This is a genomic window from Nitratireductor soli (genome assembly GCF_001050155.1).
In the GTDB taxonomy this organism is placed as follows: domain Bacteria; phylum Pseudomonadota; class Alphaproteobacteria; order Rhizobiales; family Rhizobiaceae; genus Nitratireductor; species Nitratireductor soli.
In genome coordinates this window covers 195938-213496 of record NZ_LFVY01000009.1, presented here as the reverse complement: position 1 = coordinate 213496, position 17559 = coordinate 195938, and the positions used below count along the sequence as shown (strand labels likewise).

20 protein-coding genes and 1 tRNA gene are annotated in these 17559 nt (G+C 65.0%); 11 read left to right on the top strand and 10 right to left on the bottom strand.

What is annotated here, in order from left to right:
* Nucleotides 1-244: 244 nt before the first annotated feature.
* A tRNA-Ala gene (locus tag AB843_RS13330) sits at nucleotides 245-320 on the bottom strand.
* A 291-nt stretch (nucleotides 321-611) separates the two neighbouring features.
* Here AB843_RS13330 and AB843_RS13325 point away from each other — a divergent pair.
* From AB843_RS13325 to AB843_RS13315, 3 genes are all read left to right on the top strand, one after another.
* The gene (locus AB843_RS13325; protein WP_048647393.1) at nucleotides 612-902 is read left to right on the top strand and encodes a YggT family protein; all 291 of its coding nucleotides are present in this window, start codon (nucleotides 612-614) and stop codon (nucleotides 900-902) included.
* 18 nt (nucleotides 903-920) lie between these two features.
* On the top strand, nucleotides 921-1250 hold the full coding sequence (locus AB843_RS13320; RefSeq protein ID WP_048647335.1) for a DUF167 family protein: 330 nt from the start codon (nucleotides 921-923) through the stop codon (nucleotides 1248-1250).
* Nucleotides 1251-1314: 64 nt separating this feature from the next.
* Nucleotides 1315-1917: a hypothetical protein gene (locus AB843_RS13315; RefSeq protein WP_048647334.1), complete on the top strand. Its 603-nt coding sequence runs from the start codon at nucleotides 1315-1317 to the stop codon at nucleotides 1915-1917.
* Between the two features lie 16 nt (nucleotides 1918-1933).
* Here AB843_RS13315 and ppa read toward each other — a convergent pair whose 3' ends face one another.
* From ppa to AB843_RS13290, 5 genes are all read right to left on the bottom strand, one after another.
* Nucleotides 1934-2473 carry an inorganic diphosphatase gene (ppa, locus tag AB843_RS13310; RefSeq protein ID WP_048647333.1) on the bottom strand — a complete coding sequence of 180 codons (540 nt, stop codon included), beginning with the start codon at nucleotides 2471-2473 and terminating at the stop codon, nucleotides 1934-1936.
* Between the two features lie 233 nt (nucleotides 2474-2706).
* Nucleotides 2707-3213 carry a GNAT family N-acetyltransferase gene (locus tag AB843_RS13305; RefSeq protein WP_048647332.1) on the bottom strand — a complete coding sequence of 169 codons (507 nt, stop codon included), beginning with the start codon at nucleotides 3211-3213 and terminating at the stop codon, nucleotides 2707-2709.
* An 87-nt stretch (nucleotides 3214-3300) separates the two neighbouring features.
* Nucleotides 3301-3945 (bottom strand): TPM domain-containing protein, encoded by a 645-nt coding sequence (locus AB843_RS13300; RefSeq protein ID WP_048647331.1) that lies wholly within the window; start codon nucleotides 3943-3945, stop codon nucleotides 3301-3303.
* Between the two features lies 1 nt (nucleotide 3946).
* Nucleotides 3947-4777, bottom strand: coding sequence for a TPM domain-containing protein (locus AB843_RS13295; protein ID WP_082143820.1), 831 nt, complete (start codon nucleotides 4775-4777; stop codon nucleotides 3947-3949).
* 15 nt (nucleotides 4778-4792) lie between these two features.
* The gene (locus tag AB843_RS13290) at nucleotides 4793-5446 is read right to left on the bottom strand and encodes a LemA family protein (RefSeq protein WP_048647330.1); all 654 of its coding nucleotides are present in this window, start codon (nucleotides 5444-5446) and stop codon (nucleotides 4793-4795) included.
* 142 nt (nucleotides 5447-5588) lie between these two features.
* Here AB843_RS13290 and AB843_RS13285 point away from each other — a divergent pair, with 142 nt between their 5' ends.
* The 3 genes from AB843_RS13285 (at nucleotide 5589) to AB843_RS13275 (ending at nucleotide 7454) form a co-directional block, all read left to right on the top strand.
* Nucleotides 5589-5825, top strand: coding sequence for a hypothetical protein (locus AB843_RS13285; protein ID WP_048647329.1), 237 nt, complete (start codon nucleotides 5589-5591; stop codon nucleotides 5823-5825).
* Between the two features lie 6 nt (nucleotides 5826-5831).
* Nucleotides 5832-6716 carry a pyridoxal kinase PdxY gene (pdxY, locus tag AB843_RS13280; protein WP_048647328.1) on the top strand — a complete coding sequence of 295 codons (885 nt, stop codon included), beginning with the start codon at nucleotides 5832-5834 and terminating at the stop codon, nucleotides 6714-6716.
* Between the two features lie 96 nt (nucleotides 6717-6812).
* Nucleotides 6813-7454, top strand: a complete 642-nt coding sequence (locus AB843_RS13275; protein ID WP_048647327.1) for a carbonic anhydrase — start codon at nucleotides 6813-6815, stop codon at nucleotides 7452-7454.
* Nucleotides 7455-7565: 111 nt separating this feature from the next.
* Here the strand turns inward: AB843_RS13275 and AB843_RS13270 are convergent, their stop codons facing one another.
* On the bottom strand, nucleotides 7566-8828 hold the full coding sequence (locus AB843_RS13270) for a multidrug effflux MFS transporter (RefSeq protein ID WP_048647326.1): 1263 nt from the start codon (nucleotides 8826-8828) through the stop codon (nucleotides 7566-7568).
* Nucleotides 8825-9286, bottom strand: a complete 462-nt coding sequence (locus AB843_RS13265) for a MarR family winged helix-turn-helix transcriptional regulator (RefSeq protein WP_048647325.1) — start codon at nucleotides 9284-9286, stop codon at nucleotides 8825-8827. Before AB843_RS13265 ends, AB843_RS13270 begins: the two co-directional genes overlap by 4 nt.
* Before the next feature lie 162 nt (nucleotides 9287-9448).
* On the opposite strand from AB843_RS13265, the gene AB843_RS13260 reads away from it, so the two are divergent.
* From AB843_RS13260 to AB843_RS13250, 3 genes are all read left to right on the top strand, one after another.
* Nucleotides 9449-11503: a M3 family metallopeptidase gene (locus AB843_RS13260; protein ID WP_048647324.1), complete on the top strand. Its 2055-nt coding sequence runs from the start codon at nucleotides 9449-9451 to the stop codon at nucleotides 11501-11503.
* A gap of 126 nt (nucleotides 11504-11629) precedes the next feature.
* Nucleotides 11630-13198, top strand: a complete 1569-nt coding sequence (locus tag AB843_RS13255; protein ID WP_048647323.1) for an alkaline phosphatase D family protein — start codon at nucleotides 11630-11632, stop codon at nucleotides 13196-13198.
* A 200-nt stretch (nucleotides 13199-13398) separates the two neighbouring features.
* Nucleotides 13399-14325, top strand: coding sequence for an MBL fold metallo-hydrolase (locus AB843_RS13250; protein WP_048647391.1), 927 nt, complete (start codon nucleotides 13399-13401; stop codon nucleotides 14323-14325).
* A 3-nt stretch (nucleotides 14326-14328) separates the two neighbouring features.
* Here the strand turns inward: AB843_RS13250 and AB843_RS13245 are convergent, their stop codons facing one another.
* Together AB843_RS13245 and AB843_RS13240 are read right to left on the bottom strand one after the other, a co-directional pair.
* A complete protein-coding gene (locus tag AB843_RS13245; RefSeq protein WP_048647322.1) occupies nucleotides 14329-14619 on the bottom strand; it encodes a HigA family addiction module antitoxin in 291 nt (96 codons plus the stop codon).
* Between the two features lie 12 nt (nucleotides 14620-14631).
* On the bottom strand, nucleotides 14632-14910 hold the full coding sequence (locus tag AB843_RS13240; RefSeq protein ID WP_048647321.1) for a type II toxin-antitoxin system RelE/ParE family toxin: 279 nt from the start codon (nucleotides 14908-14910) through the stop codon (nucleotides 14632-14634).
* Nucleotides 14911-15054: 144 nt separating this feature from the next.
* Between AB843_RS13240 and typA the strand changes: the two genes are divergently transcribed.
* Nucleotides 15055-16878, top strand: coding sequence for a translational GTPase TypA (typA, locus tag AB843_RS13235; RefSeq protein ID WP_048647320.1), 1824 nt, complete (start codon nucleotides 15055-15057; stop codon nucleotides 16876-16878).
* Nucleotides 16879-16946: 68 nt separating this feature from the next.
* Nucleotides 16947-17558, top strand: coding sequence for a LysE family translocator (locus AB843_RS13230; protein ID WP_048647319.1), 612 nt, complete (start codon nucleotides 16947-16949; stop codon nucleotides 17556-17558).
* Nucleotide 17559: the final 1 nt, after the last annotated feature.

The following is a 17559-nucleotide window of genomic DNA, read 5'->3' as shown; positions in this document are numbered from 1 at the left end:
CATGCGATAAAAGATCATGGATCAATGATCCATGTCAAGCATCGACAGGTTGGCACCGCATCGGACGGCCAAACATGTGGGCATGCAAAAGCGTCGACAGAGACGGCGCGCCGGATTCCGGGCAAGAACAGCCGGACCAGCGTGTCTCTGCCGCGCAGGAAGATGCGCAGGCATCAGCCAGGCCGCGGAAAGCGCGACGCTGTCTGGATCGGAACTTGTGGGCCTGGTTTTACCGGCGGGTGGTTGGTGGAGCTGAGGGGGATCGAACCCCTGACCTCGTCATTGCGAACGACGCGCTCTCCCATCTGAGCTACAGCCCCGTATCGCCGGTTGGGCCGCATTTAGGTCTGCCTCCCCCTGACTGTCAAGCGGCGAGTTGGCGCCGGATACCGGCGAAAAGCCTGCGCTTGAGCGACAGCGGTGGCCTTTCCGGGGCATCCGGCGCGCAGCAAAAAATCCCGGCAGGCTTGCCGCGCTCCGCTGCAATGGCTACATGTCGCAAAATTCGCGGCGCAGCGACAACGGCGGCATCGTCCCTCGCCCAAGCGCTCCGCCCCACATAGGCCCCACAGGGCCCCAACATGGCCTCCCACGCGGCCCAGGAGACCGGCATGATCGCGCTTATCCAGACCCTTGTCATGGCGCTCGACATTTACTGGTGGCTGATCATTGCCTCCGCCATCTTTTCCTGGCTCTACGCCTTCAACGTGGTCAACCCGCGCAACCAGTTCGTCGGCTCGATCGGCAACTTCCTGTTCCGCGTGACCGAGCCCGCCCTGCGGCCGATCCGCAGGATCCTGCCCGATCTCGGCGGCATCGACATCTCGCCGATCATCCTGCTGCTGATCCTGTTCTTCCTGCGCCAGTTCATCCTGACCACGGTCGCTCCGGCGCTCATCTAGCCCGCGCCTGCCGCAAGGATGATGGAGCTGCCCGCCTGCTGCCGAGCAACCGACGGCGGGCTGACGCTGTTCGTTCGCCTGACGCCAAAATCGTCTCGTGATGGCCTCGAGGGCATGGTCACGACCGATGACGGCCGCAGCCACCTCAAGGCGCGCGTTCGCGCCGTGCCGGAAGACGGCAAGGCCAATGCGGCGCTGCAAAAGCTCCTGGCCAGGGCGTTCGGCATACCCGCCGGCGCCGTTTCGCTGACCGGTGGCGCAACAATGCGCCTGAAGACGCTGGAACTGCGCGGCGAGACGGCGGCGCTGGCCGCCCAGCTTGCGCAACTGATCGCCGGCAGCCGATAGAAGCTGTCACCGAAACCCGCTATGATGGCGGCAGGGATCAGCGAAGCTAACGGGAGCATCGTCCATGCGGCTGGCACTATCCGCGCTTTTTCTCACGGCGATGACCGGTCTGGCCGGCGGCGCCGACATCGAAAGCGCCTATACGGAATTCGATGTCGAGAAGGATTGCGCCACCTTCGCCGTACCGGCTGAAGGCGAGGAGGGGGATTGGGCGAACGTCGTCTGCCCCGGCTGGCGCGGCTATCCGGTGCTGGTCTATTACGGCGATCTGCGCGAATCGGTCTTCTACGGCTTCCCGCCCGCCGGCGATATGGCGCCCCCGTGGGAGAGCTTCGCCGGCTTCAACCACACCGGGCCCACCATCGAATGGCGCATTCTCACCGAGGGACGCCGCCAGAGGCCGATCGCCACGATCCATCGCTGGTTCGTCGCCGACGCCGAGGAAACCGAAAAGGACATCGAGGTTCTGGTGGTCGAAAAGGTCGGCCAGCTTCAGGAGCACGACGGCTGCGTGATGGGCTATGTCATGGCGACCGGAAACGCGGACGCCAATGAAAAGGCCCGCCGCATCGCCGATGAGCAGGCCTTCGACTTCGCATGCGGCGCCGACCAGCCCGTGATCGACGCCGGCACGATTCCCCTGCCGACGCCCGCCGGCGGCGAATAGATCATCAGAACCGGCGTCAGCCGGCCTTCTTTGTCTTGGCCCGCTCGATCGCCTCGACGATCAGCCGGCGCGCCGCGGCGGCGTCCAGCCAGTCGCCGATCTTCACCCATTTGCCGGGTTCCAGATCCTTGTAATGCTCGAAGAAATGCTGGATCTGCTGCAGCGTGATCTCCGGCATGTCCGTATAGTTCTTGACGGTCTCGTAGCGGCGCGTCAGGTGCGGCGAGGGCACGGCGATGATCTTCTCGTCCTGGCCGGAATTGTCTTCCATGACCAGAACGCCGATCGGCCGCACATTGATGACGCAGCCGGGAATGAGCTGGCGCGTGTTGCAGACCAGCACGTCGATCGGGTCGCCATCGTCGGACAGGGTGTGCGGCACGAAGCCGTAATTTCCCGGATAGGTCATCGGCGTGTAGAGAAAGCGGTCGACGACCAGCGTCCCGGACTCCTTATCCATCTCGTATTTGATCGGCTGGCCGCCGACCGGCACTTCGATGATGACGTTGACGTCTTCGGGAGGATTATCGCCGATGGCGATGGCGTCTATGCGCATGGGAGGAAAAGCCCTTCATTCTGGCAGGTGGCGGCTGCCCTCTCCGGCGCGGTCGTCGCAAACGACCAGCCGGATGTGCAGCCTGGAAATGAATGGGTGCGCTTTATCGCGTCATGCGCCGCATGGCAATGCGAACGATGCTGCACTGCGAAAGTTTAGGGCAATCCAGGAAAAGTGGGAACCGGTTCTCCGTCCGGAACTGCGCAAAAATGCGGACCCCAATAGCCGAAGACTCAATCCCAGACGAAGGCCAGCTTGCGCAGCGCCTTGCTGTCGAAAACCTCGACCCCCTCGGCCACGTCGCGGCCGCCGGCGCCGGCATAAAAAGCCAGCGCGTTGCCATTGTCTTCCAGCGCCCAGACGACCAGGCCTTTCAGGCCGTGCGCCGAAAGCATCTCGCGCGCCGCCTTGAAAAGCCGCGAGCCCAGGCCGACGCCCTGATACTCGGGCCGCAGATAAAGCTCGTAGATCTCGCCTTCCTGCTTCAACTCGCGGGCGCGGTTGCGGCCAAGCGTCGCGTAACCGGCAATCTCGCCGCCGATCTCGATGACCAGCACCGTCGCCGAACGGCGAATCGCATTCGACCACCATTTCGGGCCGCGCCGGCCGATCATCCGGCTCAGCGCGCGATAGGGGATGATGCCCGCATAGGCGCCGCGCCAGGCGCTGTCATGCACCTCGGCCACCGCCTCGGCGTCCCTTGGTTCTGCCCGTCTGATGTCGATCGTCAGCGTGTTCATGATTTCTTAACCATAAACGCGCCGGCAGGGGGTGCGCAAGCATTAGAGCGCCCCCCTTTGCGGTAGCGCACAGATGGGCAAAACGGATCAGATCTCCGTCAAACGGTCCTCGATTTCGTTGCGGTTGCGCCGCCCGGCGGGGAAGTGTTCGCCAAGCACGGCGCCCACCCGACCGACCGCCTCGACGAAGCCGTCAGCCAGCGCGCCACGCCGCGCGTGGTCGAGCAGCATCGCCACCGTGTCGTTCCACACGGCTTGATCGACGCGCGCATCGATCTCGTGGTCAGCCACCACTTCGACATATCGTTCCGCTAGCGAAACGAAAATCAGCACCCCTGTGCGGTTCTTCGTCACGTGGATGTTGTGAGCCAGGAACTGCTTTTGCGCATTCTCGTGCGCCCGCCGGTATTTCAGCGCCCGCGGCACCAGCGCGGCGCGCAGGCCGGGCAGCAGGGTGACCAGGAGCACGGCGGCGGCAAAGGCCGCGAGTTGCGCCGAGGCGAACAGCACGGGGCTGGCGGCGACCCACCACGCATGCAGGCCAAGCGCGATGAACGGGCCGAGGATGAGAATCACCATCGCGACGATCAGGCAGGCCGGGTGGAGATAGCTGTCGCTGTCGCGCGCCAGCACGCAATAGATTTCGCCGCTTGTGTGCCGCTCGGCGTCGCCGATGGCCGCGGCAACACGGGCATGGTCCTCGGCGGAGAGCATCATTTCGCGTTTCTCCATCCTACCAGCTCCCCGAGGCCCCGCCGCCGCCCGACGATCCGCCGCCGCCGGAGAACCCGCCGCCGCCCGAGGACGAACCACCCGAGGACCAGCCGCCGCCCGACGAGCGGCCCCGCGACTTGTTGTAACTGACATCCATGCCCAGCCACCGATAGCGGCCCGGGCCGATCTTGCGGCCGAAGATTGGCGGCAGGATCGCCATGGCGAAACCGCCGAAGAAGAAAAACCCCCAGACCATCAGAAACAGGATCACCGGCCAGGGCAGGCTCTCATCGTCCTGCGCATTGCGCTCGGCGCGCGCCTCGAGCTCGGCTGCGTTGCCCTCCAGCACCATGACGATGTCATCGACGGCACCGCTGATCCCGCCGGCGAAATCGCCGGCGCGGAAGGCCGGCACCATGGTGTTCTCGATGATCAGCTTGGAATGCAGGTCCGTCAGCGTGCCCTCGAGCCCGTAACCGACCTCGATGCGCATCTTCCGGTCGTCCACGGCGACCAGCAGCAGCACGCCATTGTCCTCGCCGGCCTGGCCCAGCCCCCAGGCGCGGAACAGGCGGTTGGCATAGGGTTCGAGCGCCTCGCCATCCAGGCTGCTTATCGTGGCGACGACGATCTGGTCCGAGGATTTCTGCTCGAAGGCGGCCAGCCTGGCCGTCAGGGCTTCCTCGCTCGCCGCATCGATGATGCCGGCATTGTCGACCACGCGGCCGGTGAGCGCCGGCAGCTCGGCCGCCGATACCGCTGAAACGAAAAGCGCGAGGCCGATCAGCACAGAGAACAGCAGAAACCTCGTCGGTCGGCTGCCATGAGCGGGCCGGATCACCTCCCCCATCCGTGCGAACTCCGCTTAGCCGCCGCTGTTCGTGCCGAAATTCACCTGCGGCACCGACATCTTGTCCTCGGCGATGCTGAAGGTCTCGTAGGGCTCTGCGCCGGTGAACCAGAACTTGGCCCACAGCATCGACGGCAGCGTCTTCAGCGACGTGTTGTACAGGCGGACGGCCTCGATATAGTCGCGCCGTGCCACGGCGATGCGGTTTTCCGTGCCTTCGAGCTGCGCCTGCAACGCCAGGAAATTCTGGTTGGACTTGAGGTCCGGATAATTCTCCACCACGGCCAGGAGCCGCGACAGCGCGCCGGTAAGTCCCGACTGGCCCTCCTGGAACGCCTTGAAGGCCTCCGGATTGCTTAGCATCTCCGGCGAGATCTGCACCTGCGTCGCCTTCGCCCGCGCTTCCACCACGCCCTGCAGGACCTCGCGCTCCTGCGCGGCGAAGCCCTTCACCGTTTCCACCAGATTGGGGATCAGGTCGGCGCGGCGCTGATACTGGTTCAGCACCTCGCTCCAGGCGGCCTTGGCCTGCTCCTCCCGGGTCGGGATCGTGTTGAAGCCGCAGGCCGAGAGCAGCGGCAGCATGACGAACAGGGAGAGGGCGACCGAAAGGCCGCGCGAAAAACGGAAAGCAAACGGCTTGGCAACGGACTTTTCGGCAACGGACATGGAGCGACCTCTCGTCGGCATTGTATCTCGGCGATAGTAGAGCATGGTCCAGTGATAGGAAACCAATTCCGATCGCCCGGATCTTGCTCTAGGGTACCCTTGCTGTAGGGTCGGCCCGCAGCAGTATCAAGTGGATTGTGCCATGGCACGAAGACAGACGGACGATGACACCCGGGCCGAATCGCGCCGCATCCTCGACCGCGTCGGCCAGGAGAGCGAAAATTCGATGCTGCACCGGATGCGCAGGCATGTGGCGGCCGGCGATGTCGAGCGGAGCGACCCGATCGAATTGTGGGGCACGCGCATCGGCCGGTTCATCGCCATGGCCGTGCTGATCGCGCTGATCCTGTGGCTCATCTTCTATGTTTTCGGCGGGTAGCGCGGCATGAGCAGATCATCCATCGAGGGCGCTCCGCGTGCCGTCATCGTCATCTCCAGCCACGTGGCGCGCGGCAGCGTCGGCAATCGCGCTGCCGTTTTCGCCCTCGAGACGCTGGGCTTTCCGGTCTGGGCCGTACCCACCGTGCTGTTGCCCTGGCATCCGGGACATGGGCCGGCGACACGCATCGTACCGGATGCGGAACAATTCGCCGCTTTCCTCGGCGACCTGGAGAATGCCCCCTGGCTCGGCGAAGTGGCCGCCGTCCTGACGGGCTATCTGGGCGCTGCCGGCCAGGCCGATGCCATCGCCGCGCTGGTGGAAAAGGTGAAGGCGAAAAACCCCTCGGCGCTGTATGTCTGCGACCCGGTGCTGGGCGACAAGGCCGGTCTTTACGTGCCCGAGCCGACGGCAATCGCCATCCGCGACCGGCTGATGCCGCTGGCCGACCTCGCCACGCCCAACCGCTACGAACTGGAGTGGCTGACGGGCGCCAAGGCGCCGGACACCGCCGCCGCCATCGCCGCCGCGCGCAAGGCCGCTCCGGCGCGCATGCTGGTGACATCCGCGCCGACCGGCCATGACGGCCGGCTGGCCAATCTGCTGGTGACGCGCGACAGCGCCCTGCGCGCCGAACACGACGCCATCGCCCGGGCGCCGAACGGCACCGGCGACCTCACGGCCGCCTTGCACCTGGCGCACACATTGCGCGGCCTCGATGCCGGCCGGGCGCTTGCGCTGACGACAGGGTCCGTGGTCGAAATTCTCGGCAAGGCCACGGCGCGTGGCGCCGACGAGTTGATGCTGGAAACCGACAGGCCGAGCCTCAGCCAGCCGCAAACCGCGATCGACGTGGAGGCCGTGCCGCAGCCCGCCGCCCAGCCGGCCTGAACGCACATTGCCAAACACGGCAGGGCGAGCGGCCTTCGCCAGATTGCCCTGCAAACCGCATTGCCTGCCGCGCCGTTTCCCGCTATTTCGCATTCCATGACCCATCTGCCTGAACGGCTTCTCGCCGGCTATCGCAACTTCATGGCCGGGCGTTATTCCGCCGAAAGCGGCCGCTATCGCTCCCTGGCCAAGGATGGCCAGTCCCCCCAGACCATGGTAATCGCCTGTTGCGATTCGCGCGCCGCGCCGGAAACGATCTTCGATTCGGGCCCCGGCGAGCTCTTCGTGGTGCGCAATGTGGCCAATCTCGTGCCGCCCTACGCGCCCGATGGCCAGCATCACGGCACCTCGGCGGCGCTGGAATTCGCCGTCCAGAGCCTGAAGGTGAAGAGCATCGTCGTCATGGGCCACGGCCGCTGCGGCGGCATCGGCGCAGCACTCAACCCATCGGCCGAACCGCTGTCGCCCGGTGATTTCATCGGCAAATGGATGGGGCTGGTGGCGCCCGCCGCCGAGGCGCTGTCGGGCAATCAGATGACCGACGCCGAGCGGCAGACCGCGCTGGAACGCATTTCGATCCGCTACCAGGTGGCCAATCTGCGCAGCTTTCCCTGCGTGAAGATCCTCGAGGACAAGGGACGCCTGACGCTGCACGGCGCCTGGTTCGACATTTCGAACGGCGAACTCTGGGTCATGAACCCGGAAACCGGTGATTTCGAGCGGCCGCCGCTGGATTGATAAGTCCGCCTAGACCGGTTCAGCGTTTCATGGAAACGCTGAACCGGTCTATCTCTTTGTTTTTCCGCATTTATGCGGACGTCAGGTGAAACCACCTGACTGCAAAATGCTCTACACCGGTCCGGACGGCGTCGGATGGACCGCCGTTGCCAGCGCCGGCTCCGGCAGACGATGCCAGATCAGCCAGGCGACGATCGCCATCGCGCCCAGCGTCGGGATGATGATCGCCATGCCGAGCACCGGATCGCCGATCAGCGCCGCCAGCGTACCGCCCAGAAGACCCGCGCCCATCTGCATGAAGCCGGTCAGCGACGAGGCTGATCCGGCAATGCGCGGGAATGGCGCCAGCGTCGCCGTCATCATCGCCGGCGTGACGAAGGAAATGCCGAAAGCATAGATGCCGACCGGTCCCATCACGCTGAGGAAGGTCAGCGGCAGCAGGGTCAGCGACAGCGCCACGGCGATGCTGCCAATGCCGATGAAGACCAGCCCCACCGGCACCAGCCGATAGGCCCCGTAACGCTTCATCAGCTGCCGCACAATCAGCGAGCCGGTGAAATACATGCCGGTCTGCGCCAGCATGCCGATGCCGAACTGCGACGGGGACAGGCCCACCCGCCCCATCAGGATGAACGGCAGGACCGTCGCTTGCGTGTAGAGCGCGCCGACCGCGCCAGCGATGACGACGCTCGACAGCATGAAATAGCCGCTGCGCAGCAACAGGCCGTAGGAATGGATCAACGCGGCGGGCCGGATGCGCGACAGGTCGCGCTCTACCGTCTCGCGCATGCAGAAATGGACGACCAGGACGACGGCGCAACCGGCGGCGAGCATCAAGACGAAGATGGCGTGCCAGCCGGCGATCTCCATGGTCAGACCGCCCAGCGTCGGCGCGAAGGCCGGGCCGACGGCCAGGATGATGCCGATCAGATTCATGATGCGCGCCGAGCGTTCATGCGTGAACAGGTCACGCACGATGGCCCGCGACACCGCGACGCCGACGGCGGCGCCGACACCCTGCAGGAAGCGCGCCGCGATCAGCACCTCGATCGTCGGCGACAGCAACGCGATCAGGCTGGCCACGGCATAGATGCCCATGAAGGCGAATGTCACCGGCTTGCGCCCAAGCCCGTCGGACAGCGGGCCGCAAAAGAGCTGCGCCAGCGCAAAGCCGGCAAAATACAGCGACAGCGTCATCTTCACCGCCGCTTCCGTCGTGCCGAAAGCCCGCACGATCTCCGGCATGGCCGGGGTGAACAGCGCCATCGAAATGGGGCCGATGGCCACCAGCATCGCGCCGACCAGGCTCACCCGGCGTTCGCTCATCAGCGGGGCTGTCGCCGCGGGCTGCAACGGTTCAGGCCGATCGTTCATGCGACAGCCTCCTGCGGCCGCTGCCCGGCCAGATTGCCACGCACGGTCTTGAGCAGAGCAAGCAGCGCATCCCACTCGTCGCTGGAGAAGGCGCCGGCCGCCTTGCGCCGGACCTGTGCCGCGACAAGCGCAACGGCATCGAGCACCGCGCCGGCATCCTCCGTCAGTTCCACCAGCTTGGCGCGGCGGTCCCTTGGGTCGCCGACCCGAACCACCAGTCCGCGCGCCTCCAACCGGTCGAGATAGCTGCTCAGCGTCATCGCCTCGACGCCCATGCGCTCGGCCAGCACGTTCTGCCGGACGCTGCCGGCGCGCGCCGCATGGGACAGTGTCCGGGCCTCGCCCGCCGTGACGCCTATGCCGGCTTCGGCAATGGCGCGATCCATTTCGGCGCGGATCAGGCGGGAGATGTCCGTGATGAGGAAGCCGAAGGATTCCGTGTTGACGCGGTGAGGCATGGCGGGTCACCAATGTACTAAGGTATACTTATTATAAGTCATACATATGATTTTGCCGCAACGGCGTCAACGTCTGCCCATTGCGCTCTCCGCCGGCCACGCCTACATCGCAAGATGCGTATCGATTGTCTCTCGTCCTGGAACCCCGCCCTGGAACCCACCATGCAAAAGACCGCCGCCACGACCCTCGCGGACAGCCCGCTCGCCCAATGGAACGGCCCGCTCGGCCTGCCGTCGTTTTCCGCCTTCGATGACGCCGCCTTTGCGCCGGCCTTCGATGCCGCCCTGGCGGCGCACACGGCCGAGATCGCCGCGATTGCCGACAATCGCGAAGAGCCGACCATCGAGAACACGCTTGCCGCGCTGGAACTAGCCGGCGACGCCCTCTCAAGGGTTGCCGCCATTTTCTGGTGCCGCGCCGGCGCCCACACCAACGAAACCATCCAGGCGCTGGAGCGCGCGATTTCGCCGCGCATGGCCCGTCACTTCTCGGCGATCGTCATGAACGCGGCCCTGTTCGCCCGTCTCGACCGGCTCTACCAGGAACGCGACACGCTGAAGCTCGATGCGGAAACGGCGCGCGTCCTGGAGAAGACCTGGAAGCGTTTCGTGCGCGGTGGTGCGAAACTCGGCGAGAACGACAAGGCGCGACTCGCGACGATCAACGAGGAACTGGCCGGACTGGGCGCGCGTTTCGGCCAGAACGTGCTTGCCGACGAAAGCGGCTGGGCGCATTTGCTCGACGAGAGCGATCTCGACGGCCTGTCGGAAGCACTGAAAAGCGCCATGGCGGAAGCGGCCGGTTCGCGCGGCCATCCGGGCCGCTACGCCGCCACCCTGTCGCGCTCCATCGTCGAACCCTTCCTCGCCTCCTCGCAACGCCGCGACCTGCGCGAGAAGGTGTTTACCGCCTTCACCCGGCGCGGTGAGAATGGCGGCGAGACGGACAATGCGGAGACGGTGGCAAGGACGCTGCAACTGCGCGCCGAGAAGGCCCGACTGCTCGGCTACGACACCTATGCGGCGTTGAAGCTCGACGACACCATGGCCAAGACGCCGGACGCCGTGCAGGCGCTTCTGCAGCCCGTCTGGCACAAGGCGCGCGAGAAAGCCGCCGAGGACGAGAAGGAACTGGCCCGCCTCGCCGCCGGCGAAGGCCACAACCACGCCATCGCCCCCTGGGACTGGCGCTATTACGCCGAGAAGCGGCGCGCCGAGCGCTTCGCCTTCGACGAGGGCGCGCTAAAACCCTATCTGGCGCTGGAGAACATCATCGCCGCCGCCTTCGATGTGGCGGGCCGGTTGTTCGGCCTGACCTTCGAGGAGCAGAAGGGCGTCGCGGCCTGGCACGAGGACGTGCGCGTCTTCACCGTCCGCAACGCCGACGGCTCGACGCGCGGCGTGTTCCTGGCCGACTATTTCAACCGTCCCTCCAAGCGCTCGGGCGCCTGGATGAGCGCGCTGCAATCCGGCTACAAGCTCGGCGAGGGGCAGACGCCGATCATCTACAATGTGATGAATTTCGCCAAACCGCCGAAGGGCCGGCCGGCGCTCCTGTCGGTCGACGAGGCGCGCACGCTGTTTCACGAATTCGGCCATGCCCTGCACGGCCTTCTGACCGAGGTGACCTGGCCGTCGATCTCCGGCACCTCCGTTTCGCGCGACTTCGTCGAACTTCCCTCGCAGCTTTACGAGCACTGGTTCACCGTGCCGCAGGTGCTGCGCAAATTCGCCGTTCACCATGAGACCGGCGAGCCGATGCCGACGGAATTGCTCGACAAGATGCTGGCGGCGCGCACCTTCGATGCCGGTTTCGCCACCGTCGAGTTCACCGCCTCGGCGCTGGTCGACATGGCGTTTCACAGCGCCGGCGAAGCGCCCGGCGACCCGCTGGCCTTCGAGGCCGCCACCCTGGCAGCGCTGGACATGCCGGACGCCATCGTCATGCGCCACCGCACGCCGCATTTCCTGCATGTCTTCGCCGGGGATGGATACTCAGCCGGCTACTATTCCTACATGTGGTCGGAAGTGCTCGACGCCGACGCGTTCCGCGCCTTCGAGGAGGCGGGCGATCCGTTCGACAAGGCGACGGCGGAAAAACTGCGCCGGCACATCTACTCGGCCGGTGGTTCGGCCGACCCGGAAGATCTCTACAAGGCTTTCCGCGGCCGCCTGCCGACTCCCGAGGCGATGATGGAGAAGAAGGGTCTGGCCTGATCCCGCCTGGGCTAGTGGGCTGACCGTCACACAATCTTCAGAAAGCCGTCATGCGGCCGATAACCGGCTGCAACAATCACCGCCGAGATTGCCTCCCACGAATCATGCAAATCGAGGGAGACTGTCATGACGTCCTTTGCAGTGAGTACCCGCCGCAAGTTCCTTGTCGGCACCGGCGCAACGGCCCTGGCCACCACGCTTGGCGGGCTGGCCATGCCGGCCATTTCGCGCGCCGCAGGCCGCCCTGTCTTCACGCACGGCGTGCAGTCGGGCGATGTCGACACGACGAGCGGCATGATCTGGACGCGCACCGACCGGCCGGCCCGCATCGGCTTCGAGGTTTCCACGACGGAGAGCTTCGCCGACCCGCTGCGCCTGCCGTCCATGGACGCGCTGCCGGAGAGTGACTTCACGGTGAAGCGCCTGCTGGACGGCCTCACCCCCGACCAGGAATTCTTCTACCGCATGGTGGCCGTCGATCTCGACGATGTCTCGGCATCCTCGGAGCCGATCACCGGCCGCTTCCGCACCGCGCCGTCGGCGCGCCGCGACATCCGCTTCACCTGGTCGGGCGACACGGTGGGCCAGGGCTGGGGCATCGACGAGACCGGCATGAAGACCTATGCCACCATGGCCGGGCACCAACCCGACTTCTTCCTCCATTCCGGCGACACCATCTACGCCGACGGCGCGATCGAGAAGGAGGTGGAGCTGAAGGACGGCTCCAAATGGGTCAACAAGATCGTCACCGAGGAGAAGAGCAAGGTCGCCGAGACGCTGGACGAGTTCCGCGGCCAGTGGAAGTATAACCTGATGGACGAGCATGTGCTGGCGCTGAATGCCGTCTGCCCGACCTTCTTCCAGTGGGACGATCACGAGGTCATCAACAACTGGTCGGCCTCCAAGGACCTGACCGCCGACGACCGCTACACGGTCAAGTCCGTGCCGCTGCTGCAGGCGCGCGCGGCGCGTGCCTTCCATGAGATGACGCCGATCCGATACACGCCCGCCGAGCCGGGTCGCGTCTACCGCAAGATCGCCTACGGGCCGATGCTCGACGTGTTCTTCCTCGACATGCGCTCCTATCGCGGGCCCAACACCCCGGGGATGGAGGAAACGCTTGCAGACGAGGTGCGCATCCTCGGCGTGCAGCAGATGCAATGGCTGAAGCGCGAGCTGGCCAGTTCGCGCGCCACCTGGAAGGTGATCGCCTCCGACATGCCGATCGGCCTGGTGGTGCGCGACGGCGACAACATCGAGGCCGTCGCCAATGGCGACGATGGCCCGGCCAAGGGGCGCGAGATGGAAATCGCCGATCTCCTGCGCTTCATCAAGAACGCCGGCGTCGAGAACACGGTGTGGCTGACCGCCGACGTGCATTACACGGCCGCCCACTACTACAACCCGGACAAGGCGCAATTCCAGGATTTCAACCCGTTCTGGGAGTTCGTCTCCGGGCCGTTGCATGCCGGCACGTTCGGCCCCAACGATCTCGACCAGACCTTCGGCCCGGAGCTGAAATATGTGAAGGCGCCGAGTGAGGAGCAGGGCGCCAACCTGCCGCCATCGGCGGGCTTTCAGTTTTTCGGCCTGGTCGACATCGACGCGGCGACCGAACAGATGACGGTCCGCCTGATGGATCGCGATGACAACGAGCTCTACAAGATGACGCTCGACCCCGTGCGTACCGCTTGATTGCCGGACCGCCGCATTGCAGCCGGGGCGTTCACCGCCCCGGTTTTTTGTTGCTTGTTTCCAGCAAATGCGACGATCACATCGCCTGATTACGCCTTATGACGGAAAATCATACCCAATTGGTCGCAGTTTGCGAAATTGCTTCGTCGCGCGAACGCCGTTAACTAGCTTTCGAACCAGGTGAGATCGTGGAGACGACGATGCATCAGACGCGCGACGAGCAACCGACGGCCATTGCCGCCGGCGATGGGGGCAAGCCCCAGGTCACCGTCTTCTTCGACAAGCGCACCTTCTCGGCGCAATATGTCGTCGCCGATCCGGCGAGCGGCAAATGCGCCATTGTCGACCCGGTTCTCGATTTCGACGAGAAATCGGGCGCGACGGCAACCGGCAATGCCGACCGCCTCCTCGCCTTCATCCGCGACGAAGGTCTGGCATTGGAGTGGATCCTCGACACCCACCCGCATGCCGACCACTTTTCCGCCGCCCGCTATCTCAAGGAAAAGACCGGTGCGCCGACCGCCATCGGCGCTCAGGTGGTTGAGGTCCAGAAGCTCTGGAAAACCATCTACAACTGGCCTGACCTGCCTGCCGACGGGTCGCAATGGGACCGGCTGTTCGCCGATGGCGACACGTTCACCATCGGCACATTGCCGGCGCGGGTGCTGTTCTCGCCGGGCCACACACTGGCCTCGATCACCTATGTCGTCGGCGATGCCGCTTTCGTCCACGACACGCTGTTCATGCCCGATTCCGGCACGGCGCGCTGCGATTTTCCCGGCGGCAGCGCCAGCCGGCTGTGGCGGTCGATCCAGGACATCCTCTCGCTGCCCGGCGAGACCCGCATTTTCGTCGGGCACGACTATCAGCCCGGCGGCCGCGCGCCGCGTTTCGAAAGCACCGTCGCCGAGCAGAAGGCCACCAACATCCACATGGCGAAATGCGCCACGGAGGCGGATTTCGTCGCCTTGCGCGAGGCGCGCGACGCCACGCTGCCGATGCCCAAGCTCATCCTTCACGCGCTGCAGGTGAACATCAATGGCGGCCGCCTGCCGCAGCCGGAAGCCAATGGCAAGCGCTACCTGAAATTCCCCCTCGACGCGTTGGACGGCGCCGCCTGGGGATAGGGCTCAAGCGGCTTCGCTCGGCGCCGGCATGACCTCCTCGGCGATGCGTGGCCCGAGCTTCTGTTCAGCCAGGTAGAGATCGTAGCTCGTCTGCATCTTGAGCCAGAACTCGGCGCTGTTGCCGAAGTAGCGGGCAAGCCGCAATGCCGTGTCCGGGGTGATGGCTCGCTTACCGTTCAAAACATCGGTAATGCGGCCGGACGGCACACGCAGGGCAAGCGCCAATTGGTTCGCCGACATTTCGCGCGCTTCCAACTCACTCTTCAGGATTTTCCCAGGGTGCACCATTCTCATGAATCAACTCCTTCAGTGATAATCGACGACCTCGACGTCCCATGCGTGGCCCTCCGAAAACCGAAAGACGAGCCGCCATGGTCCGTTTATCGTCATCGCCCACTGCCCTTTGCGGTCAGCCTTCAGCTTGTGCAGGTTGAATGACTTCAAGGGGCTCAAATCTTCCAACGAACCGGCATTGTGCAATGCTGTCAGCAACGCATCTGCCTTGTCGGCGTCCATCCCCGAAAACTTGCTTTTGCCGGTTTCCGCAAACCGCCGCGTCGCGCTGTTGCCCCACGTCCGGATCATACGCGAAGAATACTACGCTTAACGTACAACGCCAAGCGGCAAACCATTGCACCCTTTCGCATCTGCAAAAAACCCTGTAAGAGCGCGGCGAAAGAAACAGGCTGCGCTTGTCCTTGCGCGCCCCGCCGACCCCAAAGAGCGACCATGAAACTGCGCAACATCGCCATCATCGCCCACGTCGATCATGGCAAGACGACACTCGTTGACGAACTTCTGAAGCAATCCGGCGCCTTCCGCGAGAACCAGCGCGTGGCCGAGCGCGCCATGGATTCCAACGACCTGGAAAAAGAACGCGGCATCACCATCCTGGCCAAGGCGACCTCGGTCGAATGGAAGGAAACCCGCATCAACATCGTCGATACGCCCGGACACGCCGATTTCGGCGGCGAGGTGGAGCGCATCCTGTCGATGGTCGATGGCGCCGTGCTTCTGGTGGATGCCGCCGAAGGGCCCATGCCGCAGACAAAATTCGTCGTCGGCAAGGCGCTGAAGGTCGGCCTGAAGCCGATCGTCGCGATCAACAAGATCGACCGCCCAGACGCGCGCGCCGACGAGGTCATCAACGAGGTGTTCGACCTGTTCGCGGCGCTCGACGCGACCGACGAGCAGCTCGACTTCCCGATCCTCTACGGCTCGGGCCGCGACGGCTGGATGAACCACAGCCCCGAAGGCCCGAAGGACGAGGGCCTCGGCCCGTTGTTCGACCTGGTGCTGAAACACGTGCCGGAGCCTTCGATCGAGGAAGGCCCGTTCCGCATGATCGGCACGATCCTCGAAGCCAACCCGTTCCTCGGCCGCATCATCACCGGCCGCATCGCCGCCGGCGTCGCCAAGGCGAACCAGTCGGTCAAGGTGCTGCACCATGACGGCACGCTGCTCGAAACCGGCCGCATCTCGAAGATCCTCGCCTTCCGCGGGCTGGAGCGCCAGCCGGTCGACGAGGCCCACGCCGGCGACATCGTCGCCATTGCCGGCCTGCAGAAGGGCACGGTCGCCGACACGTTCTGCGACCCGTCCATCAGCGCGCCGATGGAAGCTCAGCCGATCGACCCGCCGACCGTGACGATGAGCTTCATCGTCAACGATTCGCCGCTCGCCGGCACCGAGGGCGACAAGGTGACGAGCCGCGTCATCCGCGATCGCCTGCTGAAGGAAGCCGAAGGCAATGTCGCGCTGAAGATCGAGGAAGCCGAGGACAAGGATTCCTTCTACGTCTCCGGCCGCGGCGAATTGCAGCTTGCCGTGCTGATCGAGACGATGCGCCGCGAAGGCTTCGAGCTTGCCGTCTCGCGCCCGCGCGTCGTCATGCAGAAGGACGAGGACGGCCAGCTTCTCGAGCCGATCGAGGAAGTCGTCGTCGACGTCGACGAGGAACATGCCGGCATCGTCGTGCAGAAGATGTCGGAGCGCAAGGCCGAGATGGTCGAGCTGAAGCCGTCCGGCGGCGACCGGCAGCGCCTGGTCTTTCACGCCCCGACGCGCGGCCTGATCGGCTACCAGTCGGAGCTTCTGACCGACACGCGCGGCACGGCGATCATGAACCGCCTGTTCCATGAGTATCAGCCCTACAAGGGCGAGATCGGCGGCCGGGTGAACGGCGTTCTGATTTCCAACGACAATGGCGAATCCGTCGCCTTCGCCCTATGGAACCTGGAAGACCGCGGCCCGATGGTCATCGATGCCGGCACCAAGGTCTACCAGGGCATGATCATCGGCGTCCACAGCCGCGACAACGACCTGGAAGTGAACGTGCTGAAGGGCAAGAAGCTCTCCAACGTGCGTGCCGCCGGCAAGGACGAGGCGGTCAAGCTGACCCCGCCGATCCGCATGACGCTCGAGCGCGCCCTGTCCTGGATCCAGGACGACGAACTGGTCGAGGTGACGCCGAAATCGATCCGCCTGCGCAAGCTCTATCTCGACCCCAACGAGCGCAAGCGCTTCGAAAAGAGCCGCGCGGGCGCGGCGTAGTACAAGCCAGGCTTGACAGCGTCTCGCCATAAGGCACACTCCGCCTCCTGAAAAACCGGAGGCGGACCATGGACCCGGCATTCCTGCTGACAGCGCTTATCGTGGTGCTCATTCCCGGCACCGGAGTCATCTATACGCTGGCGATCGCGCTGGGGCGTGGCGGGCCGGCATCCGTTTCGGCGGCCTTCGGCTGCACGCTGGGCATCCTGCCGCACATCGCCGCCGCCATCCTTGGCCTTGCGGCGCTGCTGCATGCCAGCGCCGTCCTGTTCCAGGTGGTGAAGTTCGCCGGCGTCCTCTACCTCCTGTGGATGGCCTGGGGCGCGCTCAGCGAAAAAGGCATGCTCGACGCCCAGCCGGACCGGGCGCAGGCCTCGCACTGGAAGATCATCCGCCGCGGCTTCCTGATCAACATTTTGAACCCGAAACTGTCGATCTTCTTCCTGGCGTTCCTGCCGCAGTTCATTCCGGTTGCAACGGGCACCCCCGCCGCCGCCATGGCGTGGCTCGGTTTCGTCTTCATGGCGATGACCTTCGTCGTCTTCGTCCTCTATGGCCAGATGGCGGCTCTGGTGCGCGGCAGGGTCCTGTCGAGCCCGGTCATCATGAAATGGCTGCGCCGTTCCTTCGCCGCAGCCTTTGCCGCGCTCGGCCTGCGGCTGGCGCTTTCGTCGCGATAGG

What these genes read in the sequence shown, in the direction of transcription:
- AB843_RS13245 (WP_048647322.1), bottom strand. Translation starts at nt 14,619, where the DNA reads ATGAGAATGGTGCACCCTGGGAAAATCCTGAAGAGTGAGTTGGAAGCG.
- typA (WP_048647320.1), top strand. Translation starts at nt 15,055, where the DNA reads ATGAAACTGCGCAACATCGCCATCATCGCCCACGTCGATCATGGCAAG.
- AB843_RS13265 (WP_048647325.1), bottom strand. Translation starts at nt 9,286, where the DNA reads ATGCCTCACCGCGTCAACACGGAATCCTTCGGCTTCCTCATCACGGAC.
- AB843_RS13320 (WP_048647335.1), top strand. Translation starts at nt 921, where the DNA reads ATGATGGAGCTGCCCGCCTGCTGCCGAGCAACCGACGGCGGGCTGACG.
- AB843_RS13255 (WP_048647323.1), top strand. Translation starts at nt 11,630, where the DNA reads ATGACGTCCTTTGCAGTGAGTACCCGCCGCAAGTTCCTTGTCGGCACC.
- AB843_RS13285 (WP_048647329.1), top strand. Translation starts at nt 5,589, where the DNA reads ATGGCACGAAGACAGACGGACGATGACACCCGGGCCGAATCGCGCCGC.
- AB843_RS13250 (WP_048647391.1), top strand. Translation starts at nt 13,399, where the DNA reads ATGCATCAGACGCGCGACGAGCAACCGACGGCCATTGCCGCCGGCGAT.
- pdxY (WP_048647328.1), top strand. Translation starts at nt 5,832, where the DNA reads ATGAGCAGATCATCCATCGAGGGCGCTCCGCGTGCCGTCATCGTCATC.
- AB843_RS13325 (WP_048647393.1), top strand. Translation starts at nt 612, where the DNA reads ATGATCGCGCTTATCCAGACCCTTGTCATGGCGCTCGACATTTACTGG.
- AB843_RS13305 (WP_048647332.1), bottom strand. Translation starts at nt 3,213, where the DNA reads ATGAACACGCTGACGATCGACATCAGACGGGCAGAACCAAGGGACGCC.
- AB843_RS13315 (WP_048647334.1), top strand. Translation starts at nt 1,315, where the DNA reads ATGCGGCTGGCACTATCCGCGCTTTTTCTCACGGCGATGACCGGTCTG.
- AB843_RS13230 (WP_048647319.1), top strand. Translation starts at nt 16,947, where the DNA reads ATGGACCCGGCATTCCTGCTGACAGCGCTTATCGTGGTGCTCATTCCC.
- AB843_RS13275 (WP_048647327.1), top strand. Translation starts at nt 6,813, where the DNA reads ATGACCCATCTGCCTGAACGGCTTCTCGCCGGCTATCGCAACTTCATG.
- AB843_RS13295 (WP_082143820.1), bottom strand. Translation starts at nt 4,777, where the DNA reads ATGGGGGAGGTGATCCGGCCCGCTCATGGCAGCCGACCGACGAGGTTT.
- AB843_RS13300 (WP_048647331.1), bottom strand. Translation starts at nt 3,945, where the DNA reads ATGGAGAAACGCGAAATGATGCTCTCCGCCGAGGACCATGCCCGTGTT.
- AB843_RS13260 (WP_048647324.1), top strand. Translation starts at nt 9,449, where the DNA reads ATGCAAAAGACCGCCGCCACGACCCTCGCGGACAGCCCGCTCGCCCAA.
- AB843_RS13290 (WP_048647330.1), bottom strand. Translation starts at nt 5,446, where the DNA reads ATGTCCGTTGCCGAAAAGTCCGTTGCCAAGCCGTTTGCTTTCCGTTTT.
- AB843_RS13270 (WP_048647326.1), bottom strand. Translation starts at nt 8,828, where the DNA reads ATGAACGATCGGCCTGAACCGTTGCAGCCCGCGGCGACAGCCCCGCTG.
- ppa (WP_048647333.1), bottom strand. Translation starts at nt 2,473, where the DNA reads ATGCGCATAGACGCCATCGCCATCGGCGATAATCCTCCCGAAGACGTC.
- AB843_RS13240 (WP_048647321.1), bottom strand. Translation starts at nt 14,910, where the DNA reads ATGATCCGGACGTGGGGCAACAGCGCGACGCGGCGGTTTGCGGAAACC.